The following is a 26243-nucleotide window of genomic DNA, read 5'->3' on the forward strand; positions in this document are numbered from 1 at the left end:
ATCAGAAATTGAATGTAGCCGCTGCCGCAGCGGCTACAGGGTGAAGCCAGGATCAAACCGCGGCGTTATAAAACTGCTCGCTGCTCTTCTGTTCCACCAGCGCCTGCTCGATGGCCGCCTGGTGTACCTCATCGGCATGCTCCTCGCGAGCTTGCGGCAAGATTCCCAGGCGCGAGAACAACTGCATGTCCTTGTCCGCCTGCGGGTTGGCGGTGGTCAGCAGTTTGTCGCCGTAGAAAATCGAGTTGGCGCCGGCAAAAAACGCCAGGGCCTGCATTTGCTCGTTCATTGCTTCCCGACCAGCCGACAGGCGCACATGGGATTGCGGCATGAGAATGCGCGCCACCGCCAGCATGCGGATAAAGTCGAACGGGTCGATGTCCTCGGCGTTTTCCAGAGGCGTGCCAGCGACTTTGACCAGCATATTGATCGGCACCGACTCCGGATGCTCCGGCAGGTTGGCCAGTTGGATCAGCAGGTTGGCGCGATCATCGAGGGACTCGCCCATGCCGAGGATGCCGCCGGAGCAGATCTTCATCCCTGAATCACGCACGTAGGCCAGGGTTTGCAGGCGCTCACCGTAGGTGCGGGTGGTGATGATGGAGCCATAGAACTCCGGCGAGGTGTCGAGGTTATGGTTGTAATAATCCAGACCGGCCTGGGCCAGTGCTTCAGTCTGGTCCTGGTCGAGGCTGCCGAGGGTCATGCAGGTTTCCAGGCCCATGGCCTTGACGCCTTTGACCATCTGCAACACGTAGGGCATGTCCTTGGCCGACGGGTGTTTCCAGGCCGCGCCCATGCAGAAGCGGGTCGAGCCGATGGCTTTGGCGCGGGCGGCCTCTTCGAGGACTTTCTGCACTTCCATCAGTTTTTCTTTTTCCAGGCCAGTGTTGTAGTGGCCCGACTGCGGACAATATTTGCAATCTTCCGGGCAGGCGCCGGTCTTGATCGACAAAAGGGTAGAAACCTGGACCCGATTGGCATCGAAATGCGCGCGGTGCACGGTCTGCGCCTGGAACAACAAGTCATTGAATGGCTGCACGAAAAGCGCTTTGACTTCGGCTAAAGACCAATCGTGACGCAGGTTGGCAGTGATGCTGGCGCTCATGGGCGATTCCTTGTTTATGCTTTGGCAAGCGCTGCGGGAAAGGTAATACCCACAGGCACGACACGGATGCTCGGCATATTTAAGGAAGAATCATGCACTGTCAACCCAGACTCAAACACGAAGTCTACATCTGGTCGAAAAACAACCAGATCTGTTTAATTTGCGATGAGGCCACTGATACGGCCCATTCGATCTGTAACTTCTGCGAAACCGAACTGCCGTGGCTGATGGATCATTGCGAAGTGTGCGCCCTGCCCCTGCCCATGGCGGGCCTGACCTGCGGCCAATGCCAAAGGCAGCCACCCACGTTTAAACACGTAGCTACGCCCTTTACCTACAGCTTCCCGGTCGACACGCTGATCAGCCGCTTCAAGCACCAGGCCCGATGGCCGCTGGGCCATTTGCTGGCACACCTACTGGGACAATGCCTGCAAGATCGCTATGAAAACGCCGAACTGACACGCCCTGACTGCCTGTTCCCGGTTCCCATGGCCCGTAGACGCCTACGGGAAAGGGGCTATAATCAGGCGGCAATGCTCGCGCGATGGTTGAGCAAGGATTTGGACATTCCCTGCGATGAGCGGGTGTTACTACGCCCACATGAAACCGTGGCACAGCAAGACCTGGACGCGAAGAACCGCAAAAGCAATCTGCTCAAGGCATTTGCACTGGCACCCGGCGCTGCGGTCCAAGGCCTCCATCTGGCCCTGGTGGACGATGTACTGACCACCGGCGCCACCGCCAACAGCCTGGCCCGGCTGTTAATCGACGCTGGCGCGCGGCAGGTCGACGTGTACTGCCTGGCGCGTACGCCAAAACCTGGCACATGACTTGACGCCGGCGCGCCCTGCCCGCAACGTCCTGTGTATTCCATCGAAGCGTGTAACCGTTCGTCATGACTTTACCGACCCTGTTGAGCCAACACATCGTCCGTCGCCCCCAGCGCATTGCCTTGCTGCAGCACATCGCCGAACAGGGCTCCATCACCCGCGCGGCGAAAAGTGCCGGCCTAAGTTACAAAGCCGCCTGGGACGCCATTGATGAGCTGAACAACCTGGCGCAAAAGCCGCTGGTGGAACGCAGCGTCGGCGGCAAGGGCGGTGGTGGCGCGCGGTTATCCACAGAAGGTGAACGGGTGCTGCGTCTCTACCAACGCTTGCAAGCGCTGCAAGCCCAAGTGCTGGATGCCGCTGAAGATGCCAGCGACCTCGACTTGCTCGGCCGCCTGATGCTGCGCACCAGTGCCCGCAATCAGTTGCACGGCAAAATCATCGCCATCGATAGCCATGGCCGCAACGACCTGATCCGCCTGGAGCTGGCCGCTGGGCTCACCCTCGATGCGCAGATTACCCACGACAGTACCCTGCGCCTGGAGCTGGAAATCGGCACCGAGGTAGTGGCGTTGATCAAGGCTGGTTGGCTCGAAGTCGTCGCGGTCGAGGCAGCCACAACACTTGAACACAATTGCATGAGCGGTAATATCGACGCCATTCTCGACGCCGACGATGGCCCCAGCGAAGTGCGCATCGCCCTGCCCAATGGCCAGGTTTTATGCGCGCTGGCGCAACCCGAGCAGCTCAAGGCGTTGGGTGCCGTCAACGGAAAAACCATCCAGGTGCAGTTCGCGCCCAGCAATGTGCTGCTGGGTATCGCGGTGTAACTGACGCCCGTCGCAAAACTGCAACGGTTTCGTCACACCCGTTCCTTATGGTGTTTGCAAAAACCATAAAGGGAGCCTGATATGAACCTATTAGAAGAAAACCAAGCCACTGACCTTGAACAGATGGTCGGCCTTAGTCGCCGCCGCTTTATCGGTGCCGGCGCCCTGTGCGGTGCCGCGATGTTCCTGGGTGGCAACCTGCTGACCCGCAGCGCCCTGGCCGTCAATGCCGCGTCTTCAAGCCCCTTGCTGGGCTTTGCCAGCATCGCCGCCGCTACCAGCGACACCATCACCCTGCCGCCCGGCTACACCTCTTCGGTGCTGATCAGTTGGGGCCAGCCGCTGCATAAGGATGCACCCGCCTTTGACCCAACCGGCAACGGTACCGCCAAAGCCCAGGAGCTGCAGTTCGGCGACAACAACGATGGCATGAGCCTGTTCGCCTTCCCTGGTGACGACCGCAGGGCGCTGATGGCCATCAACAACGAATACACCAACTACCGCTACCTGTTCGCCCACGGTGGCATGCCGCAATCGACCGAAGACGTGCACAAGGCCCTGGCCAGCGAAGGTGTGTCGGTAATCGAGGTGCAGCGCAAAGGCGATACTTGGCAGTTCGTCCAGGACTCGCGCTACAACCGGCGCATCCACGGTAACTCGCCCCTGCGCTTCGGCGGTCCGGCTGCCGGGCACGCCTGGCTGCAAACCGAGGCTGACAAGAGCGGCAAAAAAGTCCTCGGCACGTTCCAGAACTGCGCCAACGGCATGACCCCGTGGGGCACTTACCTGACCTGCGAAGAAAACTTCACCGACTGTTTCGGTAGCAGCAACCCGCAGCAAGCGTTCGACGCCGGGCAGAAACGCTACGGCGTGGTAGCCGCCAGCAAGGACATCAACTGGCATCAGCACGACCCGCGCTTTGATATGGCAAAGAACCCCAACGAACTCAACCGCCATGGCTGGGTGGTGGAAATCGACCCGTTCGACCCACAATCCACACCGGTCAAGCGCACCGCACTGGGTCGCTTCAAGCACGAAAACGCCGCCCTCGCTGAAACACGCGACGGCCATGCCGTGGTTTACATGGGCGACGACGAACGTGGCGAATTTATCTACAAGTTCATCAGCCGCGACAAGATCAATCACAAAAATCCCAAGGCCAATAAAGATCTGCTGGACCACGGCACCTTGTACGTGGCGATTTTCGATGCAGGCGATGGCAATGCAGACCATCCCAAGGGTCAGGGCCAATGGGTCGAACTAACCTTCGGCAAAAACGGCATCGACGCCAGCTCAGGTTTCGCCAGCCAGGCCCAAGTGCTGATCCACGCACGCCTGGCCGCCAGCATCGTGAAGGCCACTCGCATGGATCGCCCGGAATGGATTGTCGTCAGCCCCAGCGACGGCCAGGTCTATTGCACCCTGACCAACAACGCCAAGCGCGGCGAAGACGGCCAACCAGTAGGCGGGCCCAACCCACGGGAGAAAAACGTCTACGGCCAAATCCTGCGCTGGAAGGCCAATGCCGATGACCACGGCGCGCCAAACTTCACCTGGGACTTGTTTGTGGTGGCGGGCAACCCCAGCGTGCATGCCGGCAAGCCCAAGGGCGGCTCGTCCAACATAAACCCGCAGAACATGTTCAACAGCCCCGACGGCCTGGGCTTCGACAAGGCTGGGCGCTTGTGGATTCTCACCGATGGCGACTACAGCAACAGCGGCGACTTTGCCGGCATGGGCAATAACCAGATGTTGTGCGCCGACCCGACGACGGGTGAGATTCGCCGGTTCATGGTCGGGCCGGTGGCATGCGAGGTGACAGGGATCAGCTTTTCGCCAGATCAGAAAACCCTGTTTGTGGGAATTCAGCATCCAGGGGAAACCGGTGGTTCGACGTTCCCAGAGTATTTGCCCAACGGCAAGCCACGGTCGTCGGTGATGGCGATTCGACGGGAGGATGGTGGGATCGTCGGTTCATAAAGAGCCAACACAGTTTTCTGTGGCGAGCGGGCTTGCCCGCGTTGGGCCGCGCAGCAGCCCCAAAACCAGCCACAGTGTTATGTCTGAAAGAATGCGGCGCTAATAAGAAGGGCTGCTTCGCAGCCCAACGCGGGCAAGCCCGCTCGCCACAACAAGCTCACTCACCCAACACAGCCGCCACCTATCCAGGCTGGTGTGCGATACCATACCGGGCCGGACGCGGCGCCCTGCTGCGCGCAGGAGTTCGCATGGCCCACCCGTTTGCAACACTTACCCCTGACTTGGTGCTCGATGCAGTAGAGAGCATCGGTTTTCTCAGTGACGCCCGCATCCTCGCGCTCAACAGTTATGAAAACCGCGTCTATCAGGTCGGCATCGAAGATTCCGAGCCGCTGATCGCCAAGTTCTATCGCCCTCAGCGCTGGACCAACGAAGCGATTCTCGAAGAACACCGCTTCACTTTCGAACTGGCCGAGTGCGAAGTGCCGGTGGTCGCGCCGATGATCCACAACGGCGAAAGCCTGTTCGAACACGCGGGTTTTCGCTTCACTCTGTTTCCCCGTCGCGGCGGCCGTGCGCCAGAGCCGGGCAATCTCGATCAGTTGCACCGCCTAGGGCAGTTGCTCGGTCGTTTACACGCGGTCGGCGCCACCCGCCCTTTCGAACACCGCGAAGCCCTGGGAGTGAAGAACTTCGGTCACGATTCCCTGACTACCTTGCTGGAAGGCAATTTCATTCCCAAGAGCCTGCTGCCCGCCTACGAGTCCGTGGCCCGCGACCTGCTCAAGCGTGTGGAAGAGGTCTACAAGGCCACACCCCACAAGAACATCCGCATGCACGGCGACTGCCACCCCGGCAACATGATGTGCCGCGACGAGATGTTCCACATCGTCGACCTCGATGACTGCCGCATGGGCCCGGCAGTGCAGGACTTGTGGATGATGCTCGCCGGTGATCGCCAGGAGTGCCTGGGGCAGTTGTCGGAATTGATGGACGGCTACCAGGAGTTCCACGACTTCGATCCTCGCGAGCTGGCGCTGATCGAACCCCTGCGCGCCCTGCGCCTGATGCACTACAGCGCCTGGCTGGCACGGCGTTGGGATGACCCGGCGTTCCCCCACAGCTTCCCGTGGTTCGGCAGCGAGCGGTACTGGGGCGACCAGGTGCTGGCATTGCGCGAGCAACTGTCGGCACTCAATGAAGAGCCGTTGAAACTGTTCTAGACGGGCCCGCTCCTCTGTAGGAGCGAGGGGGACGCCTAGTTCTTGCTCGCGAGAAACCCGAGGGCAACGCGTTCATTCAGGATGATCGCGTTATCGTTAACGGTCTTCGCGAGCAAGCCCGCTCTACAGAAAGCAAATCCCATTGCCCGACAAATCTCCTTACAATCACAGCTTTGTTAGCTGCCTAAGCAAGGATTCTGCATGCAAGCCGCCAACCCCCGTCGCGGGTACATATTGGGCCTGACTGCCTACGTCATCTGGGGAATGTTCCCGCTCTACTTCAAAGCAATCGCCAGCGTTCCCGCCGTAGAAATCATCGTGCACCGCGTGCTGTGGTCGGCGCTGTTCGGCGGCTTGCTGTTGATGGTCTGGAAACACCCTGGCTGGTGGCGCGAACTACGGGACAACCCAAAACGGCTGGCAATCCTGGCCTTGAGCGGGTCCTTGATCGCGGGCAACTGGCTGACCTACGTCTGGTCGGTAAACAGCGGCCGCATGCTGGAAGCCAGCCTGGGTTACTACATCAACCCGCTCGTGAATGTGCTGCTGGGCATGTTGCTCCTGGGCGAACGCCTGCGCCGCCTGCAATGGGTCGCCGTCGGGCTCGCCGCATTGGGCGTCGTGCAACAGGTGTGGCAAGTCGGCAGCCTGCCGTGGGTGTCCCTGGTGCTGGCGTTGACCTTTGGCTTCTACGGTTTGATCCGCAAACAAGCGCCGGTCAAGGCATTGCCGGGGCTGGTGGTGGAAACCTGGATGCTAGTGCCTATTGCCGTGGCCTGGTTGCTGCTCAACCCAAGCGCCCACAGCGCACAAATGGAGTTCTGGGGCACGTCCGAAGCCTGGTGGCTGGTGGCCGCCGGCCCAGTGACGCTGATCCCGCTGGTGTGTTTCAACGCTGCCGCGCGGCATTTGCCCTACACCACACTGGGTTTCCTGCAGTACCTGGCGCCAACGCTGGTGCTGTTGCAGGCGGTGCTGTTGTTCGATGAGCACCTGACTTCCAGCAGCCTGGTGGCGTTTCTGTTTATCTGGGCGGGTCTTGCGGTCTACAGCGTCGATGCCTGGCTCAGCCTACGCAAACGCTGATCAAATAACGCACATAACCCTGCAAGCCACAGCCCGACTGGCTTGCAGGGTTTCAACCCAAGGTTATCCACAGGCCCATGCAAGATTTCCATGCATAACCTTGTGGGCAGTTACTCCTCGCTGCGCAACGCCAACTCCACCATCAAATCGTCGGCCAGGGTTTCGAGCGCCACCTGCAACGTCTCCAGAGGCAGGGTCAGGGGCACCGCCAACAAGGCTTCAGCGTGAAACAGCGGATCGCTACTCATCGGGGCGGGGCGTACATCGGTGATCAGGCGTTCCAGGTTGACACCATGCTTGCTCAGTAACGCCGTGATATCACGCACAATGCCCGGTCGATCATTGCCCACCAGCTCCATGGCAATCGGCTTCCACTCGCAGGATTGCGCGATACCGCTTTCAGCGATCAGTACCCGAATGCCGTGGGCCGACAACCCCTGCAGCGCCCCCACCAATTCATCGTAGGCTTCAGCCGGCACACCGACCCGCAGTATCCCGGCAAACTGCCCGGCCATGCGCGCCATGCGACTTTCCAGCCAATTACCACCATGCTCGGCGATGCACTGGGCGACACGTTCAACCTGGCCGGGTTTGTCCGGCGCAATAACGGTGAGTACGAGATGGTCCATGGTGTCAGCCCTCTTGTGTTGGATTAGGTAGGAGCGAACCCGCTTCTACAGGGTGGACACGGATATCAATGAAGACAAATCGTGTACCATTTTTATATTTATATGGAACAATCCAATAGTTTTTTGAGACCATCCCGTACCCCGCTGTGACTGTACGACCAAAGTGGGTCGCTAAACGACGTATTTAGTCTAATTTTCACAACCGCAACTCATCATGTAGTATGCCGCAGCGCGCACTACATAACGTTAGGTCGATGTCTGCCCAAGCGCCGTCATAACCCCGAACACCCCGTCAGCAAGGTTTGCGCCGTTGATTGGAACCACCCAGCCGCCATCTATGGCATGTACTGGTGCCCAGGGTTTGTGGTTTAAATGGCCAGAGGCTTCATTGGTAAATTGAAAAGCTGAAAAGCGAATAGCTGAGCAGAGTGAGGCAAGCAATGACTGAACACGTTCAAGTCGGTGGCCTGCAGGTCGCCAAAGTCCTGTTCGACTTCGTGAATAACGAAGCCATTCCCGGTACCGGCCTCACCGCCGACCAATTCTGGGCGGGCGCCGACAAGGTCATCCATGACCTGGCCCCGAAGAACAAAGCCCTACTCGCCAAACGTGACGATTTCCAAGCGCGGATCGATGCCTGGCACCAGACACACGCCAGCCAGGCCCACGACCCGGTGGCCTACAAAGCCTTTTTGCAAGATATCGGATACCTGCTGCCAGAAGCGGCGGATTTCCAGGCTTCGACCCAAAACGTCGATGACGAAATTGCCCGCATGGCCGGCCCCCAGCTGGTTGTGCCGGTGATGAACGCCCGTTTCGCCCTCAACGCCTCCAATGCGCGCTGGGGTTCGCTGTACGACGCGCTGTATGGCACCGACGCCATCAGCGAAGCCGACGGCGCCGAGAAAGGCCAGGGCTACAACAAGGTCCGTGGCGACAAGGTCATCGCCTTCGCCCGTGCCTTCCTCGACGAAGCCACGCCGTTGACGGCTGGTAGCCACGTTGATGCCATCGGCTACAAGATCATTGACGGCAAGCTCGTCGTCAGCCTCAAGGGCGGCAGCAACAGCGGCCTGCGCAGCGATGCGCAATTGATCGGCTACCAGGGCGATGCCGCCACACCGACCGCAATCCTGCTGAAAAACAACGGCTTGCATTTCGAAATCCAGATCGACGCCAGCACCCCGGTCGGTCAGACCGATGCCGCCGGCGTCAAGGACGTGCTGATGGAAGCCGCCCTGACCACCATCATGGACTGCGAAGACTCCGTCGCCGCCGTCGATGCCGATGACAAAGTGGTGATCTACCGCAACTGGCTCGGCCTGATGAAGGGCGACCTGGCCGAAGAAGTGGCCAAGGGCGGCAAGACCTTCACCCGCACCATGAATGCCGACCGCCGCTACACCGGTGTCGACGGCAACCAAGTGAGCCTGCACGGCCGTTCGCTGTTGTTCGTGCGTAACGTCGGCCACTTGATGACCATCGACGCGATCCTCGACAGCCAAGGCAACGAAGTGCCGGAAGGCATTCTCGACGGCCTGCTCACCAGCCTGGGGGCGATCCACAGCCTCAATAGCAATAACAGCCGCAAGAACAGCCGCACCGGTTCGGTCTACATCGTTAAACCGAAGATGCACGGCCCTGAAGAAGCCGCGTTCACCAACGAGCTGTTTGGCCGCATCGAAGACGTGCTGAAGCTGCCGCGCAACACCCTGAAAGTCGGGATTATGGACGAGGAACGCCGTACCACGGTCAACCTCAAGGCGTGCATCAAGGCGGCCAGCGAACGAGTAGTGTTTATTAACACCGGCTTCCTAGACCGCACGGGCGACGAAATCCACACCTCCATGGAAGCCGGCGCGATGGTGCGCAAGGCGGCGATGAAGACTGAAAAATGGATCGGCGCCTACGAGAACTGGAACGTCGATATCGGCTTGAGTACCGGCCTGCAAGGTCGTGCGCAGATCGGTAAAGGCATGTGGGCCATGCCTGACCTGATGGCCGCCATGCTGGAGCAGAAAATCGCTCACCCGCTGGCTGGCGCCAACACTGCCTGGGTGCCGTCGCCGACGGCTGCTGCGCTGCACGCGCTGCATTACCACAAGGTCGACGTGTTCGCCCGCCAGGCCGAACTGGCCAAGCGCGAGCGCGCGTCGATAGACGACATCCTGACCATTCCATTGGCCAGCAACACCGATTGGTCCGCCTCCGAGGTCCGCAACGAACTGGACAACAACGCCCAGGGCATCCTCGGTTACGTGGTGCGCTGGATCGACCAGGGCGTGGGTTGTTCGAAAGTGCCGGACATCAACGACGTCGGCCTGATGGAGGACCGCGCCACCCTGCGCATCTCCAGCCAGCACATCGCCAACTGGTTGCGCCATGGCATCGTCAATGAAGCCCAGGTTCTGGAAAGCCTAAAGCGTATGGCGCCGGTGGTGGATCGGCAGAACGCCGGTGACGCGCTGTACCGTCCGCTGGCTCCGGATTTCGACAGCAACATTGCGTTTCAAGCAGCGGTTGAGCTGGTGATTGAAGGAACCAAGCAGCCAAATGGGTATACCGAGCCGGTATTGCACCGTCGGCGTCGTGAGTTCAAGGCCAAAAACGGTCTGTGAGTAAACGCTAGAAACAACAAAGCCCTGGTCGAGAGATCAGGGCTTTTTTGTGATGCTGCATTTTGAGTTCGAACCTAAGGCGCCATCCCCAACTCCCGCTTCACCAACTTTGCCAGCTTCACGCTATCAATCGGCTTGAGCAGAAAGTCCACCACACTCAAGTGCATGGCATCAATCACATCGGGGGCCTCGGCATCCCCGGACATGATGATGATCGGCAACGCGGCCCGGGTGGACCCCCGCACCTGGCGAATCAATTCCAACCCGTTACTCGGTGCCATGCGCAGGTCGGTGATCAGCAAACCGATGGAGCTGCTGGATTTCAATAAATCCCACGCGGCCTCGCCACTCTCAGCCGTCATACAGCGAATGCCATCCAGGCCAAGGATCTCCGCCAACAGTTCACGGGAGTCCTTGTCGTCGTCCACGATCAAGACCCGTTGTGGCGGCAAATTAGGCTCCTGCATTACGGCGCTCAGCGCCTCGCGCTCGGCATCACTCAAAATATCGTGGTCGGACATACGTTTCTCGGCAGTTCTGATCAATCTCCCAGCACAGAAGTCAGACATCACCAGAAGGGCGCTCAATGTGCACTTCGTCGGAAAGTTTGCCTAGTGGGCGTTCTACGGAGTTTGGACGATATTCATGTAAGGTTTTTCCCTAGTTGTGGAAGTCACATGTCTTGGTATAGCTACCTAGACTTACGTCCAATGGGCACTCGTAGCGCAGGAGTCGACCATGAAGGACGATAACGACAAAAAAACTGCGGTCATGTTTATGAGTAAAGCTGATGCTTTCACACAAGCGGGGAAAACTGCTGTGTTGCAGAACATCCACGGCACCCTGCAATTTCTGCAACGCTTCCCGCCGTTCAACCAAATGGAAAATGCCCACCTGGCGTTTCTGGTGGAACAGTGCCAATTGCGCTTCTACGGCCCCGGCGAGAGCATTCTCAAACCCTCGGGCGGGCCGGTAGAGCACTTCTATATCGTCAAGCAGGGGCGCGTGATCGGCGAACGGCCGCATTCGGCCAAGAGCGGCACCGAAACCACCTTCGAAATCACCACCGGCGAATGCTTCCCCCTGGCAGCGCTGCTAGGGGAACGGGCAACCCGCACCGAGCACAAGGCCGCCGAAGACACCTTCTGCCTGCAATTAAACAAACCGGCCTTCATCAAGCTGTTCGCACTGTCCAGCCCGTTTCGCGACTTCGCCTTGCGCGGGGTGAGCAGCCTTCTGGATCAGGTCAACCAACAAGTCCAGCAAAAAGCTGTGGAAACCCTCGGCACTCAATACTCGTTAAACACGCGCCTGGGCGAACTGGCCATGCGTCATCCGGTGACGTGCAGCCCACTAACGCCGCTGCGCGAGGCCGTGACGCTGATGCATGAGCAACAGGTCGGCAGTATTGTGGTGGTGAATGAGCACAAGGCGCCCCTGGGAATTTTCACCCTGCGGGACCTGCGCCAGGTGGTGGCCGACGGCACCAGCGATTTCACCCAGGGCATCGAGCGCCATATGACCCAGGCGCCGTTCTTCCTGACCCCGGACCACAGCGCCTTCGATGCGGCCATCGCCATGACTGAAAGGCATATTGCCCACGTGTGCCTGGTCAAGGATCAGCGTTTGTGTGGCGTGGTCTCCGAGCGCGACCTGTTTTCCCTGCAACGGGTCGACCTGGTGCACCTGGCCCGCACCATTCGCAACGCGCCACGGGTGGAAAACCTGGTGGCGATCCGTGGCGAAATCGGCCAGTTGGTGGAACGCATGCTGGCCCACGGCGCGTCGTCGGCCCAAATCACCCACATTATTACGCTGCTCAACGATCACACCGTATGCCGGGTCATCGAACTGACCCTGGCGGACAAGGGCGACCCCGGCGTGGCCTTCAGTTGGCTGTGTTTCGGTAGCGAAGGCCGACGCGAGCAAACGCTGTATACCGACCAGGACAACGGCATTCTGTTTGACGCCAAGGATGCTGCCGAAGCTGCCGAAATTCGCGGCCGCCTGTTGCCACTGGCGCAACAGATCAACCAGAGCCTGGCGCTGTGCGGTTTTACGCTATGCAAGGGCAATATCATGGCCGGCAACCCGGAACTGTGCCTGTCGCGCGGTGAGTGGGCGCGGCGCTTTGCCGGCTTTATTCGCCAAGCAACGCCGGAAAACCTGCTCAAATCCAGCATCTATTTCGACTTGCGGGTGGTCTGGGGCGACGAGACGGGTTGTGATCAACTGCGCCAGGGCATTCTCGACCAGGTGGCGGACAACCGCTTGTTCCAGCGCATGCTGGCCGAGAACGCGTTGCGCCAACGCCCGCCCGTGGGGCGTTTCCGAGATTTTGTGCTGACCCGTAAGGGTAATGACAAAGCCACCCTCGACCTCAAGGTTCAGGGGCTCACGCCTTTTGTCGACGGCGCGCGCCTGCTGGCCTTGGCTAATGGCATCAAAGCCAACAACACCCTGGAGCGCTTGCGCCAACTGGTGGACAAGGAAGTCATCGAACGGCTGGACGGCGCTGCCTACGAAGAGGCCTACCACTTTATCCAGCAAACCCGCATGCAGCAGCACCAACTGCAAACCCGCGAGAATCAGCCTTACTCCAATCGCGTCGACCCCGACAGCCTCAACCACCTCGACCGGCGCATCCTGCGCGAATCACTGCGCCAGGCCCAGCGCCTGCAAAGCAGCCTGACGCTACGGTATCAGCTGTGAGTCTGTTCAGTTGGCTGCGCGCGGCCAAGCCGGGACTGGATGCCGGGCAACACGCCCGTCTGGCGCAATTGCCGCCACCGCAAGCGCTTGGTGAAGGCTCATTGCGCGGGCAACGCTGGGTAGTGCTGGACCTGGAAACCAGCGGCCTGAACCTCAATCGCGATCAGGTACTGTCCATCGGTGCCGTGGTGATCGAAGACGGGGCCATCGACTTTTCCCAGCTGTTCGAACGTACCCTGCAACGGGCCGAAACCAAACTCAGCCCCAGCGTGTTGATCCACGGCCTGGGCCCCAGCGCCATCGCCGCCGGCAGCGACCCAGTCGAGGCGCTGCTGGACTTCATGGCGTTTGTCGGCGACAGCCCGTTGTTAGCGTTTCATGCACCGTTCGATCAACACATGCTGGGGCGGGCGCTCAAGGACAGCCTGGGCTATCGCCTGGCCCATACGTTTCTCGATGTCGCCGACATCGCCCCGTTTTTGTGCCCGCAGGCCAACATCCGCGAGGCCGGGCTGGATGACTGGATCGAGCACTTCAAGCTGCAGGTGGGCGAACGTCATCACGCCAGTGCCGATGCGTTGGCCACGGCGGAGCTGATGTTGATTTTGTTCAGCCGGGCACGGCGGCAGCAAATCGATAGCCCGCTGCTGTTGCAGCAGCGATTGAGCCAATGGAAGCGCCGCAAGCAGGCCCCGTCCTTTTAAGCTTGAACACAAAACCCTGTGGCGAGCGGGCTTGCCCGCGTTGGGGCGCGAAGCGGCCCTAAAACCTGAAATCACGGTTTAACTGGAAAAATGCGCTGGCCTGATTGGGGCTGCTGCGCAGCCCAACGCGGGCAAGCCCGCTCGCCACAGGGTAATGTTAGGCGCTCCATTTCCTTAACTTACCGGCATTAGGCAGAGCGGGCTTGCCACAAAGGGTGTCATAACGCCCCTACCCGACCAACGCCAATTGCACCCACCCTTCACCTCTGACACAATCGCGAATAATTCTCGTTAGTTTAAACTTCTCGATCGGTGTTGCCTTGTCGTCAGCCCAAAGTCCCCACAGTGAGCTTGTTGGCGCGTTATATCGCGACCATCGCGGCTGGCTGTTGGCGTGGCTGCGACGCAATGTGGCCTGCCCCAGCCGTGCCGAAGACCTGAGCCAGGACACCTTCATGCGCCTGCTGAGCCGTGAAGATTTGCGCGAACCCCGCGAACCCCGGGCATTCCTGGTGGCCATCGCCAAAGGCCTGCTGTTCGATTATTTCCGCCGCGCCGCCCTGGAGCAGGCCTACCTCACCGAACTGATGCTGATCCCGGAAAGCGAGCATCCCTCCCCGGAAGAACAGCAACTGATCCTCGAAGACCTCAAGGCCATCGACCGTTTGCTCGGCAAACTCTCCAGCAAGGCCCGCGCCGCCTTCCTCTATAACCGCCTCGATGGCATGGGCCACGCCGAAATCGCCCAGCGCCTGGGGGTCTCCGTGCCGCGCGTGCGGCAATACCTGGCCCAGGGCATCCGCCAGTGCTACATCGCCCTGTATGGCGAGCCGCTGTGAATCAGTTCAGCTCCAAACCAGTATCGGCGCGGGTGCTGGACGCAGCCATCGCCTGGCAACTGTCCCTGGACTCCGGGGACGGCAGTGCCGTGGAGCACGAAGAGTTCAGCAAGTGGCTGGCCAGCAATGAGGAACACGCCCGCGCCTGGCGCCAGCTGGGCATGCTCGATCAGCGTTTCAGCGTGGCATCGGGCCCGGCGCGCTCGGCCTTGTTGCAGTCGCGCGAAAGCATTCGTCGCCAGGTGCGCAAACTCGGCAGCGGCCTGGCCAGTGTGGTGTTGGTGCTGGGCCTTGCGCTGTTCACTGGGCAACGCTACGTGCCGATCAACTATTGGCTGGCCGACCAGCGCACCGCCACCGGCGAGCAGCGCACGCTGAAGCTGGCGGATGGCACCGTGATCAACCTCAACACCCATAGCGCCATTGATGTGCGCTTCGACGAAAAACGCCGGCTGATCGTGTTGCAGGAAGGCGAAATCCTCATCGAAACCGGCCACAACGACGCCCGCCCGTTCATCGTCGAAACCCGCGAGGGCAGCCTGCGGGCCCTGGGCACGCGGTTTATCGTCAAGCGCGAGGACGACGGCACGCGGCTCAGCGTCTTGCAGTCTGCCGTCGCCGCCCAGCCAGAAGCATTGCATCAGGAACAGATTTTCAAGCAAGGCCAGCAAGTGCTGATGCGCAGCGATGGCCTTGGCCCGCTGCTGGCCGTAGCCCCCGGCACCGACGCCTGGACCCGCGGCATGCTGGTGGTGGAAGACGCGCGGCTGGGGGATGTGGTTGAAGAGCTGGGGCGCTATCGCACCGGGCACTTGGGCGTGGACAAGCAAGTGGCAGACCTGCGGATCACCGGCAGCTTCCCGCTGCACGATACGGATCTGGCGTTGAATGCCCTGTTACCAACCTTGCCGGTGCAGATCCAGCAGCGCTCGCCGTGGTGGGTGACGGTAGTGGCCAAAACAGCGAACAACCCATAGTTGTCGAGCTTTAGCGAGGCTACGTCGGCTACATCACCGCCTTCAGATCAGCTCCCAGCACCGAGTCGCACCCGGCGCAGCCTCGCTAAAGCTCGACAGCTTGCTGCTATGGGGGAAAGCCAGATAGAAATTATTTTCATTCAGCCCTATCACTTTTTGAATCTCGCTCGGCACATAGGCAATTGAGAAATACTTTCATTCAGGAGCCGCCCCATGTCCCGCTCGCTAGACACCTTGTTGCGCCCCAGCCTGTTAGCCGTGGCCATTGCCTTCTGCTCCCCGCTGGCCAGCCCTCTGCTGATGGCTGCCGAACAGGCGTCCAGCGTGCGCTCCTACAACCTGCCGGCCGCACCGTTAGCCAGCACCCTGAACCAGATCGCCAGGCCGGCCTGGCGCTGACCCTCAACCCGTCGCTGGCTTCGGGCAAGACCTCGACGCCGGTCAAGGGACAGTACGATGCACAGGGCGCGTTGCGCGAGGCATTGCGTGGGACAGGTTTGCAGTTGGAGCAAAGCAGCGCCGGGACATTCAGTCTGGTAGCGACTCCTGAAGGCGTTGTGTCGCTGCCGGAGACCAACATTACCGGTCAGGCCAACTACGAAAGCGCCTGGGGGCCGGTGGAGGGTTATGTTGCTACTCGCACTGCGGCTGGTACCAAGACTGATACCGCACTAGTCGAAGCACCGCGCTCGATTTCTATCGCCACTCGCGAGCAAATGCAGGACCGCAACGTACAAAACCTTGATGACGCTGTTCGTTACATGCCCGGTATTGTTTCCGCCAGCTACGGCAGTGACACCCGCTACGACTGGATGCGTGTACGTGGCTTCGAACCTACGCAATTCCTCGACGGCCTGCCGCTGCCTAGAGGCGTTTACGCCAACCCGAAATCAGAAACCTGGAACCTCGATCGTATCGCGCTGCTGCGTGGCCCGGCCTCGTCGGTCTACGGCCAGACCCCGCCGGGCGGCCTGCTGGACATGGTCAGCAGGCGTCCCAGCTCTGAGTCGAGCAATGCCATCCAAGTACAGTACGGCAGCGACAACTATCGCCAGATCAACTTCGCCAGCACCGGCAAGATCGATGATGAAGGTCAGTTTCTCTACGGCGTCAGCGGCGTCGTGCGCGATGCCGGCACCCAGGTCGATCACATCGACAACAAGCGCTACAACATCGCCCCTAGCCTGACCTGGAACATCAATACCGACACCAAGCTGACCCTGCTCTCGCAGTTCACCCGCGACGATACCGGCACCACCAGCCAGTTCCTGCCGATTCAGGGCACCAAGATCAAGTCGCCACTTGGCGAGGTGTCACATCACAAGAACCTGGGCGACCCGGACTACGAGTTCTACGACCGCACCTACTACGCACTGGGCTACGCCTTCGAGCATCGCTTCAACGATACCTGGCAGTTCAAGCAGAACCTGCGCTATACCAAATCAGAGCTGTCCTTTCAGCAACTGACCGTGGGCTCCTATGGCTACTCCCCGGCTGATGCTGAGGGCAATATCAGCCGCTCGTCGACCAACGTTGACGAGAACATCGGTCAGTTCGCGGTCGATAACAATTTCCAGGCCGACTTCGCCACCGGTGACATCACCCACACCCTGCTGCTGGGCCTGGATCATCAACGCACAGACACTTCGTATCTGTCGATTTATGGCGACGGCGGGACCACCAACATCTTCAACCCGACCTACGGCCAGCCGATCGTGCGCCCGGCGCGCTCCGATGCGTACTACGACTACAACCAGAAAACCGTGCAGACTGGCCTCTACGTGCAGGACCAGATGGCCCTGGACAAGTGGCGCCTGACCCTGGGTGGTCGTGAAGACTGGGTGCACCAAAGCACCACTTACTTCAACAAGAACGATGCGACCAACACCGACCGCAGCAAGAACTTCAGTGGCAACGCCGCGCTGAGCTATGTGTTCGATTCGGGCTTTGTACCGTATATCTCCTACGCCGAATCGTTCCAGCCAGCGAGCAACGCCAGCGTAGACCCTGTCAAGTCGTATAAGCCCACCGAAGGCAAGCAATGGGAACTGGGGATCAAGTACCAGCCGCCCGGTTCAAACACGCTGCTCAGTGCTGCGGTCTACGACCTGACCCAAAAAAATGTGCTGGTCACCAGCTTCGGGGCGGGTGGTACCACAATCACCGACCAGACCGGCGAAGTGAAGGTCAAGGGCCTGGAACTGGAAGCGGTGTCTGACGTGACCGAGAACCTCAAGGTTATCGCCGCCTACACTCTGGCCAAGTCCGAGGTGCAAAAAGGCCAATACAAAGGCAATCGTCTGCAACTGATGCCAAATCAGCAAGCCTCCTTGTGGACTGACTACACCTGGCATACCGGCGTGCTCGACGGTTTCGGCATTGGCGCTGGTGCCCGCTACACCGGTAATACTTATGGCGACCAGGGCAATACCTGGCTAGGCAAAGCCGATGCATACACGGTGTTCGATGCCGCCGTGCATTACGACCTCGGCCGCCTGGACAACAGCCTCAAAGGTGCATCCTTGAAACTGAACGCCACCAATCTGTTCGACAAGGACTACATTTCCACCTGTGATGGTTCCTACTGCTACTACGGCGATCAACGCAGTGTGGTCGCCAGTGCCACCTATCAGTGGTAGTTGGCTGAGTTAATAACCAAGCCGTCCCAAGGGGGCGGCTTTGGTTTGTCTAAAGGCTATGAAATGAAAAGCAAAACCATCCGCCGCTGGTCCTTCATCCACACCTGGGCCAGCCTCATCTGCACTGTATTCCTGCTGATGCTGGCACTGACCGGCCTGCCGTTGATCTTTCACCACGAGATCGACCACCTGCTAGGCAACGAGCCCGAGTTGCAGCAGATGCCCGCCGACACGCCGCAACTGAACCTGGAACAACTGGTGACGGCGGCGCAGGCCCACCGTCCCGGCGAAGCCATGCAATACCTGGCCTGGGACGAGGATGACAAAAACGGCGTGATCGCCATCATGGCTGCCACCGCCGGTACCGAACCCAACTCGTCCCACACCTTCATGCTCGACGCCCGCACCGGCGAAGCCGTAGAAACGCCGTCAGCCAATGGCGGGCTAACGCTGTTCCTGCTGCGCCTGCACGTCGACATGTTCGCCGGCCTGCCGGGCAAGTTGCTGTTGGCGTTCATGGGCATCCTGTTTGTGCTGGCGATCATCTCCGGCACAGTGTTGTACCTGCCGTTCATGCGCCGGCTGAAGTTCGCCACGGTGCGCCAGGACAAATCAACCCGCCTGCGCTGGCTCGACCTGCACAACCTGATCGGCGTCGTCACCCTGACCTGGGCGCTGGTGGTGGGCGTAACCGGCGTGATCAGCGCCTGCGCCGACCTGATCATCGCTGCCTGGCGCAATGACAGCCTCAGCGCGATGATCGAGCCCTACAAAAATGCCCCGCCGCTGACCTTGCGCGCACCCGCCACGGACCTGCTGAAGATCGCCGAAAACGCCGCACCCGGCATGACGCCTGACTTTATCGCCTTCCCTGGCACGCGCTTTTCCAGCGAGCACCATTACGCGGTGTTCATGAAAGGCAGCACCCACCTGACTTCGCACTTGCTGACACCGGTACTGATCGACGCCAGCACGCTGCAAGTGAGCGCCATCGCCGAACGGCCGTGGTACATGGACGCCATGGGCATGTCCCAACCGCTGCATTTTGGTGACTACGGCGGCATGCCGATGAAAATCCTCTGGGCGGTGCTGGATGTGCTGACCATCATCGTCCTGGGCAGTGGCGTGTACTTATGGCAGGTACGGCGCAAGGCGGCCAAGCCATGAAGCCCCGGCAGTCGAGTTTCTGGAAGGTGTTCAGCGCTCCGCTGGGGATTGGCTTGCTCAGCGCGGCGGGTTTGTTCGCGGCGTTGCTGGGGGATGGCGCTTGGGACTCCTTGAGTTGGATCGGGCTGGGGATACCGGCGGTGATTGGAGCTTGGGCGTTGTTCAAGCGTTGAGATAGGCTAGGCCCTGCCCTATTCCGAGGAATTTCCATGTCCGCCCCAAGCATGACGTTGTTCCACAACCCCGCCTCACCCTTCGCTCGCAAGGTCCGGGTGCTGCTGTACGAGACCGGCCAGCAGGACCGTGTGGCCTTGCAGGCCGTGCTGGTCACACCGGTCAATCCTGCTGCTGAACTGAACCAGGGCAACCCGGTGGGCAAGATCCCGGCCTTGCGCCTGGCCGACGGCAATGTGTTGCACGACAGCCGGGTAATCCTCGATTATTTCGACCACCAGCACGTCGGCAACCCGTTGATCCCCCGCGAAGGCTCGGCCCGCTGGCGGCGTCTGACCCTTGCCTCGATGGCCGACGGGATCATGGATGCCGCCGTGCTGATGCGCTATGAAACCGCCCTGCGCCCGCCGGACAAGCACTGGGACCAGTGGCTGGAAGAGCAGCGCAACAAGATCCGCCGCACCCTCGCTGAACTGGAACGGGACGCCATTGCCGAACTGGCCAGCCATTTCGACGTAGCAGCCATCAGCGTGGCCTGTGCCTTGGGGTACCTGGATTTCCGCCACCCGGATATGCAGTGGCGGTTGGATAACCCAAGGCTGGCAGCCTGGTATGCCGAAGTCAGCCAGCGGCCGTCGATGCTGGAGACCCAGCCGCCGGTTTGACCGGTAATGTCGGTGGCGGGGGAAACAACGTAATAAGCCTCGCCACCAACTGCGCACCCACCCGCTGGTCTTCGCGCAACCCCAATGACCTACTCATGTACCGCCTCCAGATCAAACTCCAGCGGCTCGACCGTTTTGTGTTTGCCCACGCCATACCAGTCCAGTTTGCGCGTCAGCACCATCACCGTGCCCAGCAGGCCGAACAGCAACAGCGAGCCCATCAACAGCGCGTAATCCTCGGCACTCAGCAACCCGTACAACAAGCCATACAACGCCGCCAACCCCGCCGAAAAGCCCAAGCCGTGGGCCAGGCTGCGCAACACATGGCAGACATAAAAACCAATCAACAACACACAGGCACTGGCCGAGATCAGGTACGCCAGGGCAAAACCGATGTGCTCGGAGAGTGACAACAGCAGCAGGTAGAAAAACGCCAGGGCCACGCCCACCAGCGCGTACTGGATCGGGTGCACCGCCAGGCTTTTGAGCACCTCAAAGAGGAAGAAGCCGGCAAAGGTCAGGGCGATAAACAGCAGCGCATATTTGATCGCCCGATCGCTCTTGAGGTACTGGTCCACTGGGTCGATAAAGCTCACGCCAAAGCTGCGGCCGTTGAAGTCTTCACAGCCGCGCTCCGACAGACAACCGCGCAGGGCTTCTTCCAGGTTGGTGGAGAAAAACGAGGTCTGCCAATTGGCGGTGAAGCCTTCGGCGGAGATCTCCCGCTGGGCTGGCAGGAAGTTGCCGATAAAACTCGGATGCGGCCAGTTGGACGCCAGCTTGACCTGGCTGGTCTTGCCCACTGGCACCACTTGCAATTGCTCGGTGCCTTGCAAGCGCAGGTCGAAAGCGAAATCCAGGGGCGCCGGTTTCTTGCTGTCTTGCTGGGGCAACATCACATGCACCCCTTCCCCCAGCCAACCGACCTGGGTGCCCGGTGAAAACTCCAGGCGCTGAGTGCCCAGCTCCAGTTTCAGGGCATTTTCGATACCGCGAATATCGCTGATGCCCACCGCCAGAAATCCCTGGTCAAACTGGTAATCGGCAAAGTTTTCCTTGATGCCCAACTGCTCCGGCAAAACAAAGCGGCCACTGATGCGGTTGTCCGCATGGAACAGCCGCGCCTGATAAATACCCCGTGCCCGCAGTTCGGTTTGCACCTTGGCGTCGAGCTCAAAATGCTCCGGCAGGAAATACAGACGACCGCGCACTTCACGGGTTTCCTCGTAGCGCTTGTTAAGCTTTTCATTGAGCTTCCACTCGCGGACGGTCTTGCGATAAGGCACCACCAGCACCGGGCCACTTAGGCGCTGGCTGTAGCTGGAGCTGCGGGCAATGTCCATCAACACGCCGTCGCGCAGCTGCTGGCGGTCGTTGATGATGCTGTCGATCATCAGCAACGGAATCAGCAACAGCAGGATCAGCAGCGCGATGGCGCCCAGTTTGAATAGCAGGCTGCGGTTCATGGGTTTCTCCCTGTTTGAATGGGGAGAGTTTGTGGCGGGTATGTAGAGGCTTTGTGGAGGTGATGTGGAGAATCTGTGGAGACTCTCCAGCGGGGTCTGTCAGTTGACCACGTTACGGTGGCTACCCTTCTCCAGAATGCTCAACAGCACCTGCGCGGCCTTGGCCCGCAACTCCGCAAGTGCCGCCTCGGAGTAGAACGCAACGTGGGGTGACAGCAGCACATCATCACGGCCGAGGAACTGCTCCGGGATGCCCTGGCGCTCATCCTCGTAAACATCCAGCCCGACGCCGGCCAGCAGGCCGTCGACCACCGCGTCGCGCAAGGCCTGGCCGTCGATGATCGGCCCGCGTGCGGTATTGATCAGATATTTGCCACTGAGGGCCGCCAACTCACGAGGGCCGATCAGGTGATGGGTTTGCTCGTTGAGCGGTGCATGGATGCTTATCAGGTCGACCTTGTGCAACAGCTCGGCGAGGGTTTCACACCGCTGTATACCCAGGGACTTCTCCACGCCGCTGCACACATGGGGATCGAAAAAACTCACCTGACAGCCGAACGCCTTGAAGCGCAACGCCGCCGCCATGCCGATCCGCCCGCACCCGATGATCCCCACCTGCAACTGGCTCAGGCGCGGCAAGGCGCCCACTTCACGCCAGTCCCAACTGCCACGGGACACCACCGTATAACCGCGCGGCAACCGACGCAGCAGCGACAGAGCCATGGCCACCGCATGATCGGCGACCTCTTCGGTGCCGTAGTCCGGCACGTTGGCCACTTCGATATTGCGCTGGCGCGCAGCCACCAAGTCGATATTGTCAAAACCCACTGCCGCACGCACGATGCCCCGGCATTGCTCCAGCCGGTTGATAAACGGCGCTTGCAAAGGCACCAGATGCCAACTGATCAACCCGTCGCACTGCAACGCTGCTTGCGGCAGGTCATCGGCGCTGGCGGTCTGGAACAGCGAGACGGTAGCCCGCCCGCCAAACACCTCTTGTTCGATGTCGGCCTTGGTCACGTAGCGGTTGTGAAGCGAGTCGATGATTCCAATTTTCATGGTCTGTCCTTAGATGACACATTCTTTGAAAGTGCTGATACCTGTGGCAAGCCCGCTCGCCACAATAAGTCCAGAGTTCGTCTGTCTTCAGACGTTGTACTGTCCTTAGATAAGCCAACGAATCGCTGCGCAGGAAAACGTGCCCGCAGCGACGCCGAGCAAGGTGTTTTTGAATTTCCAGACCACCGCCACGGTGATTGCCGCTGCCAGCCAGATCGACACATCGCCGGTGGCCAGTTTCGGGCTGATCAGCGCCGCCAGCAGCGCGGCCGGAAGGTTCTTCAGGAAGCGTTCGGTAAAGCCGTTCAGGCTCGTGCGCTCGGCGGTCACCAGCAAGCCGCCGATACGGGTCAGGTAGGTGACCAGGGCCATGCCGATGATCGCGGCCAGTTCCAGTTCACTCATGGCCGGCCTCCAGTTGCCCGGACTGCGGGAGCGCGGCCACCAGGGCACTGGCGATAATCGCCGCAATCACCACCGACGCCTGGCCGATACCCGGCAATTGCGCGGCGTAGAAAGCAATCACGCCGGAGAGTAGCCAAGTGAAGAAGTCCAGCGAGCGACGCCACAGCAACACCATCAACGACAGGAACATCGCGACAAAGGTGAAGTCCAGGCCAAAGTCCGTCGGCCGTGGGATATGGCTGCCCAATTGCGTGCCCAACAGCGTGCCGCCGACCCAGCCGAAATAGATCAGCAAGCCCGCCTGCACGAAGTAACGCAGGGACGGCGCCGACTGCTTGAATCGATGCTCGGCCAGCGCCCAGGTTTCGTCGATCAGCAACAGGGCGAACGCCGGGATCAACTTGCGTTTGGGCTCGTTGCGAAAGGCCGGTCGCAGCGACAGGCTCATCAGCAAGTGTCGCAGGTTGACCAGTAACGTCGTCATCACAATCGCCACCACCGACAACTGCCCGGACTGCCACTGCTCCACCGCAACAAACTGCGAAGCCCCAGCGAACACCATCAGGCTCATGAAGGTGGCGGCCAGGGGCGACAGCCCGGCCTTGCTGGCCAACACCCCGAACACCAGGCCGAAGACGAAGCCGCTGATGACGATCGGCAAGGCATCCTGCAAGGCGTCGCGAAATTGCAGTTGAGGCTTCATTCCATGGCCCTCTCGAACAATTCCAGCACCCGCTCTTCCAGGGCGGCCTCGCACACTGTGACCCGGATCAAATTGGCGAACGCCGGGTGTGGCGGCCGGTGCACGGCGATCCGATGATCCAGCAAGTGCTCCTGCAAATGCTGCGCAGCAGCATTGGACGGCAACAACAGGCTGACGAAATTGGTTCCGGACGGCAGCACCCGATAACCCGCACGGCGCAAACGCTGGCTGAAGGCATCACGCAACAGGGCGTTATTGACCCGAATGGACTCGGCGTGTGGCCGGTCCGCCAACACGACTAGGGCGGCATGTTGCACCAGGCCGCCGACAGCGTAGTGAATGCGCACCTTGTTCAGCATGTCGATGATGGCCGTATCGGCCAGGGCAAATCCCAGGCGCAACCCGGCCAAGGCGTAAGCCTTGGACAGCGAGCGCACGCGGATGCAGCCTTCCACCGTCCGCTCGCTGTTCATCTGCAGGTCGGGGCAAAAATCCAGGTAGGCCTCGTCCAGCAACAAGATGCATTCCTCGGGCAATGACGCCGCCAGCTCCTCGATGGCCTCGGACGACCACCAACTGCCAGTGGGGTTGTCCGGGTTGGCCAGGTAAACCACCTTGGCCCTGGAGCGCACCGCTTCGAGCAACAAGCCGGGAATGTTCACTGCCAGGCTGGTGTCGGTGCGGTGGTACGGGGTTTCGATCACCTCGCACCCGGCGGCCCTGGCGAAATAAGCGAAGGTCGGATACGTACCGGCGCTGCACACCACGCGATCCCCCGGCACGCACAAGGCCCGCAGGCACAGGGCGAGGACGGCATCGGCGCCGCTGTCCAGGCACAATTGCGCCGGATTAAAACCGTGGGCCGTCGCCAGCGCCTGGCGCAGGGCAAAGGCTTGCGGATCGCCGTACAGCCGCGCGTGCTCACAGAAGTCATCGCCATATTGCTCGCGCAGGGCAGTCAGCGGTGCATCAAGGCATTCGTTGCCGCCCAGGCGCAGGTCGACCTGTATGCCGGTGCGCTGCTGGAAGGCGACCATGCCGGGAAACGGGTTGGGGTTATCCAGGTCCACCAGGTGGCTGGCAAAACGATTGAACATAGTGGTCATTCCGGGAATGTGCAGGATTGGCCCTGCCAATTGGTGTACTGCAGGTACTCACCATCACTGCGCCGCTCAAGGGTCGGCTGGCCGATGATCAAGTCCAGGGGCACCGTGTATTTGCCGGTCTTGTGGGGCAGCACGTATTCCGGCACGGCGATGTTGGACAGCCGGCGTTTCATGCGGCTGACCAGGGCGACGGCGGCGCTGATATCGGTGCGAAAAGCCTGAGAGCCTGGGGAGAACGGCATGAAGTGGTACAGGTAATGGGGCTGGATGCCGTGGCGATAGAGCTTGAGGCACAACTCCGCCATGGTCTCGTAATCGTCATTGATGCCACTGAGCAGCGGGATGTTGGCAAACAGGATCGGGCATACCGAGCGCAGGCGCTTGACCGCCACCAGGAAATCCTCGGTCACTTCACGGGGATGGACTATGTGCAGGCCGATGGCGGTGACGTCGTGGCGACCGAGGATCTCCACCAGTTGCGGGGTGATGCGGTACGGATTGAAGGTCAGCGCGCGGGTGTGCAGGCGAATGATCAGGTTCGGGCGAATGGCCCGCAGGTCACTGAGGTAGCCGTCTAGGTGCTTGTCGGAATGCATCAACGGCTCGCCGCCGCTGAGGATCACTTCGTCGAGTTGCGGGTTCTGGCGGATGTAGTCGAGGGTGTCGAGCCAGTCCTGCTTGCGCATCGAGCTTTTGACGGTTTGTTTTTCCAGGGTGCGCAGCGCTTCGTAGCAAAACTGGCAGTAGGCGTGGCAGACGTTGGCCAGGCGCAGGATGACGCGGTTGTCGTATTTGTGCTGGCAGATCGGTGTGACCATTTCATCGGGCAACTCCCAGTTTTCCGACTCGCCGTCATAGCCCAGCGCCTGGGTGATGGGGCTGCTGTTCCAGTCCGGAATCAGTTGGCGCCAGAACGGATCATTGGCCAGGGGCCGCATGTGCTCATCGACTTTGATCAGCCCCAGGGTGTAGGGCGTTACGGTGAGCTTGCGGTTTTCCAGGTGTTCGCCGATGCGTTGCAGCCAGCCATCCTGCTCCAGGCCAGGGAAGTAACTAAGCAACTCGTCGAGCTTGGTCACCGCATTGCGTTGCTGCCATTTCCAGTCGCCCCAATTGTCCAGGTTGGTCACGGCCAACTGGTGGGTGTGCTGGAGTGCCGATACCCACGGTGACAGGGCCTCAGTCATCTCTATTCCTCCTGAATTAAGCTGAACGTTGCCGCCCAGACTTACGCCAGAAATCCCGATAACCCAAAAACAGTACTGGCCCCACTGTGATAACTGTTAGAAAATTCGCCCTAACACTTCGCGGTACAGGTTACAG

General features: G+C 60.3%; 22 protein-coding genes and 1 pseudogene. 14 read left to right on the forward strand and 9 right to left on the reverse strand.

The window, feature by feature from the left end; genetic code table 11:
- Positions 1-52: 52 nt before the first annotated feature.
- Entirely contained in the window at positions 53-1108 is a 1056-nt protein-coding gene (gene bioB, locus FQ182_RS00170; RefSeq protein WP_149413450.1) for a biotin synthase BioB, read from the reverse strand.
- Positions 1109-1200: 92 nt separating this feature from the next.
- Here bioB and FQ182_RS00175 point away from each other — a divergent pair, with 92 nt between their 5' ends.
- The 5 genes from FQ182_RS00175 to rarD all read left to right on the forward strand — a co-directional run bounded on the left by FQ182_RS00175 (position 1201) and on the right by rarD (position 7057).
- Complete coding sequence (locus FQ182_RS00175) at positions 1201-1938, forward strand: ComF family protein (protein ID WP_149413449.1); 738 nt, start codon at positions 1201-1203, stop codon at positions 1936-1938.
- A gap of 65 nt (positions 1939-2003) precedes the next feature.
- On the forward strand, positions 2004-2768 hold the full coding sequence (locus FQ182_RS00180) for a TOBE domain-containing protein (RefSeq protein WP_149413448.1): 765 nt from the start codon (positions 2004-2006) through the stop codon (positions 2766-2768).
- Between the two features lie 81 nt (positions 2769-2849).
- Positions 2850-4748 carry a PhoX family phosphatase gene (locus FQ182_RS00185; RefSeq protein ID WP_149413447.1) on the forward strand — a complete coding sequence of 633 codons (1899 nt, stop codon included), beginning with the start codon at positions 2850-2852 and terminating at the stop codon, positions 4746-4748.
- 248 nt (positions 4749-4996) lie between these two features.
- On the forward strand, positions 4997-5971 hold the full coding sequence (locus FQ182_RS00190; RefSeq protein WP_133102316.1) for a serine/threonine protein kinase: 975 nt from the start codon (positions 4997-4999) through the stop codon (positions 5969-5971).
- 201 nt (positions 5972-6172) lie between these two features.
- Positions 6173-7057: an EamA family transporter RarD gene (rarD, locus tag FQ182_RS00195; protein ID WP_149413446.1), complete on the forward strand. Its 885-nt coding sequence runs from the start codon at positions 6173-6175 to the stop codon at positions 7055-7057.
- Positions 7058-7167: 110 nt separating this feature from the next.
- Here rarD and FQ182_RS00200 read toward each other — a convergent pair whose 3' ends face one another.
- On the reverse strand, positions 7168-7686 hold the full coding sequence (locus FQ182_RS00200) for a glycine cleavage system protein R (protein WP_149413445.1): 519 nt from the start codon (positions 7684-7686) through the stop codon (positions 7168-7170).
- A 440-nt stretch (positions 7687-8126) separates the two neighbouring features.
- Between FQ182_RS00200 and FQ182_RS00205 the strand changes: the two genes are divergently transcribed.
- Positions 8127-10304 (forward strand): malate synthase G, encoded by a 2178-nt coding sequence (locus tag FQ182_RS00205; protein WP_149413444.1) that lies wholly within the window; start codon positions 8127-8129, stop codon positions 10302-10304.
- 74 nt (positions 10305-10378) lie between these two features.
- Here the strand turns inward: FQ182_RS00205 and FQ182_RS00210 are convergent, their stop codons facing one another.
- On the reverse strand, positions 10379-10825 hold the full coding sequence (locus FQ182_RS00210) for a response regulator (RefSeq protein ID WP_149413443.1): 447 nt from the start codon (positions 10823-10825) through the stop codon (positions 10379-10381).
- A 256-nt stretch (positions 10826-11081) separates the two neighbouring features.
- Between FQ182_RS00210 and FQ182_RS00215 the strand changes: the two genes are divergently transcribed.
- From FQ182_RS00215 to FQ182_RS00245, 8 genes and pseudogenes are all read left to right on the forward strand, one after another.
- Positions 11082-13016 carry a putative nucleotidyltransferase substrate binding domain-containing protein gene (locus FQ182_RS00215; RefSeq protein ID WP_306108721.1) on the forward strand — a complete coding sequence of 645 codons (1935 nt, stop codon included), beginning with the start codon at positions 11082-11084 and terminating at the stop codon, positions 13014-13016.
- Positions 13013-13720: a PolC-type DNA polymerase III gene (locus tag FQ182_RS00220; protein WP_149413442.1), complete on the forward strand. Its 708-nt coding sequence runs from the start codon at positions 13013-13015 to the stop codon at positions 13718-13720. The genes FQ182_RS00215 and FQ182_RS00220 overlap by 4 nt, the downstream gene beginning before the upstream one ends.
- A gap of 320 nt (positions 13721-14040) precedes the next feature.
- Positions 14041-14559: an RNA polymerase sigma factor gene (locus FQ182_RS00225; protein WP_149413441.1), complete on the forward strand. Its 519-nt coding sequence runs from the start codon at positions 14041-14043 to the stop codon at positions 14557-14559.
- Positions 14556-15536, forward strand: coding sequence for a FecR domain-containing protein (locus tag FQ182_RS00230; RefSeq protein WP_149413440.1), 981 nt, complete (start codon positions 14556-14558; stop codon positions 15534-15536). The genes FQ182_RS00225 and FQ182_RS00230 overlap by 4 nt, the downstream gene beginning before the upstream one ends.
- Before the next feature lie 213 nt (positions 15537-15749).
- Positions 15750-18175: pseudogene (locus FQ182_RS00235) on the forward strand (TonB-dependent siderophore receptor).
- A gap of 63 nt (positions 18176-18238) precedes the next feature.
- The gene (locus FQ182_RS00240; RefSeq protein ID WP_149413439.1) at positions 18239-19342 is read left to right on the forward strand and encodes a PepSY domain-containing protein; all 1104 of its coding nucleotides are present in this window, start codon (positions 18239-18241) and stop codon (positions 19340-19342) included.
- Positions 19339-19515, forward strand: a complete 177-nt coding sequence (locus tag FQ182_RS29680; protein WP_178114364.1) for a hypothetical protein — start codon at positions 19339-19341, stop codon at positions 19513-19515. The genes FQ182_RS00240 and FQ182_RS29680 overlap by 4 nt, the downstream gene beginning before the upstream one ends.
- A 36-nt stretch (positions 19516-19551) precedes the next feature.
- On the forward strand, positions 19552-20181 hold the full coding sequence (locus FQ182_RS00245) for a glutathione S-transferase family protein (RefSeq protein ID WP_149413438.1): 630 nt from the start codon (positions 19552-19554) through the stop codon (positions 20179-20181).
- Positions 20182-20270: 89 nt separating this feature from the next.
- On the opposite strand, the gene creD is transcribed toward FQ182_RS00245, so the two are convergent.
- The 6 genes from creD to FQ182_RS00275 all read right to left on the reverse strand — a co-directional run bounded on the left by creD (position 20271) and on the right by FQ182_RS00275 (position 26107).
- A complete protein-coding gene (gene creD, locus FQ182_RS00250; protein WP_149413437.1) occupies positions 20271-21647 on the reverse strand; it encodes a cell envelope integrity protein CreD in 1377 nt (458 codons plus the stop codon).
- Positions 21648-21746: 99 nt separating this feature from the next.
- The gene (locus FQ182_RS00255) at positions 21747-22706 is read right to left on the reverse strand and encodes a C-terminal binding protein (RefSeq protein ID WP_149413436.1); all 960 of its coding nucleotides are present in this window, start codon (positions 22704-22706) and stop codon (positions 21747-21749) included.
- A gap of 105 nt (positions 22707-22811) precedes the next feature.
- The gene (locus tag FQ182_RS00260; protein ID WP_149413435.1) at positions 22812-23111 is read right to left on the reverse strand and encodes an AzlD family protein; all 300 of its coding nucleotides are present in this window, start codon (positions 23109-23111) and stop codon (positions 22812-22814) included.
- Entirely contained in the window at positions 23104-23814 is a 711-nt protein-coding gene (locus FQ182_RS00265; RefSeq protein ID WP_149413434.1) for an AzlC family ABC transporter permease, read from the reverse strand. Before FQ182_RS00265 ends, FQ182_RS00260 begins: the two co-directional genes overlap by 8 nt.
- On the reverse strand, positions 23811-24911 hold the full coding sequence (locus FQ182_RS00270; protein WP_178114365.1) for a histidinol-phosphate transaminase: 1101 nt from the start codon (positions 24909-24911) through the stop codon (positions 23811-23813). Before FQ182_RS00270 ends, FQ182_RS00265 begins: the two co-directional genes overlap by 4 nt.
- A 5-nt stretch (positions 24912-24916) precedes the next feature.
- Entirely contained in the window at positions 24917-26107 is a 1191-nt protein-coding gene (locus tag FQ182_RS00275) for a KamA family radical SAM protein (protein ID WP_149413432.1), read from the reverse strand.
- Positions 26108-26243: the final 136 nt, after the last annotated feature.

Origin of the sequence: Pseudomonas sp. ANT_H4 (assembly GCF_008369295.1) — a bacterium.
In the GTDB taxonomy this organism is placed as follows: Bacteria; Pseudomonadota; Gammaproteobacteria; order Pseudomonadales; family Pseudomonadaceae; genus Aquipseudomonas.

Bases quoted from the DNA above. Each gene is read 5' to 3' on its own strand.
- bioB (WP_149413450.1), bottom strand. From the start codon at position 1,108: ATGAGCGCCAGCATCACTGCCAACCTGCGTCACGATTGGTCTTTAGCC.
- FQ182_RS00175 (WP_149413449.1), top strand. From the start codon at position 1,201: ATGCACTGTCAACCCAGACTCAAACACGAAGTCTACATCTGGTCGAAA.
- FQ182_RS00180 (WP_149413448.1), top strand. From the start codon at position 2,004: ATGACTTTACCGACCCTGTTGAGCCAACACATCGTCCGTCGCCCCCAG.
- FQ182_RS00185 (WP_149413447.1), top strand. From the start codon at position 2,850: ATGAACCTATTAGAAGAAAACCAAGCCACTGACCTTGAACAGATGGTC.
- FQ182_RS00190 (WP_133102316.1), top strand. From the start codon at position 4,997: ATGGCCCACCCGTTTGCAACACTTACCCCTGACTTGGTGCTCGATGCA.
- rarD (WP_149413446.1), top strand. From the start codon at position 6,173: ATGCAAGCCGCCAACCCCCGTCGCGGGTACATATTGGGCCTGACTGCC.
- FQ182_RS00200 (WP_149413445.1), bottom strand. From the start codon at position 7,686: ATGGACCATCTCGTACTCACCGTTATTGCGCCGGACAAACCCGGCCAG.
- FQ182_RS00205 (WP_149413444.1), top strand. From the start codon at position 8,127: ATGACTGAACACGTTCAAGTCGGTGGCCTGCAGGTCGCCAAAGTCCTG.
- FQ182_RS00210 (WP_149413443.1), bottom strand. From the start codon at position 10,825: ATGTCCGACCACGATATTTTGAGTGATGCCGAGCGCGAGGCGCTGAGC.
- FQ182_RS00215 (WP_306108721.1), top strand. From the start codon at position 11,082: ATGAGTAAAGCTGATGCTTTCACACAAGCGGGGAAAACTGCTGTGTTG.
- FQ182_RS00240 (WP_149413439.1), top strand. From the start codon at position 18,239: ATGAAAAGCAAAACCATCCGCCGCTGGTCCTTCATCCACACCTGGGCC.
- FQ182_RS29680 (WP_178114364.1), top strand. From the start codon at position 19,339: ATGAAGCCCCGGCAGTCGAGTTTCTGGAAGGTGTTCAGCGCTCCGCTG.
- FQ182_RS00245 (WP_149413438.1), top strand. From the start codon at position 19,552: ATGTCCGCCCCAAGCATGACGTTGTTCCACAACCCCGCCTCACCCTTC.
- creD (WP_149413437.1), bottom strand. From the start codon at position 21,647: ATGAACCGCAGCCTGCTATTCAAACTGGGCGCCATCGCGCTGCTGATC.
- FQ182_RS00255 (WP_149413436.1), bottom strand. From the start codon at position 22,706: ATGAAAATTGGAATCATCGACTCGCTTCACAACCGCTACGTGACCAAG.
- FQ182_RS00260 (WP_149413435.1), bottom strand. From the start codon at position 23,111: ATGAGTGAACTGGAACTGGCCGCGATCATCGGCATGGCCCTGGTCACC.
- FQ182_RS00265 (WP_149413434.1), bottom strand. From the start codon at position 23,814: ATGAAGCCTCAACTGCAATTTCGCGACGCCTTGCAGGATGCCTTGCCG.
- FQ182_RS00270 (WP_178114365.1), bottom strand. From the start codon at position 24,911: ATGTTCAATCGTTTTGCCAGCCACCTGGTGGACCTGGATAACCCCAAC.
- FQ182_RS00275 (WP_149413432.1), bottom strand. From the start codon at position 26,107: ATGACTGAGGCCCTGTCACCGTGGGTATCGGCACTCCAGCACACCCAC.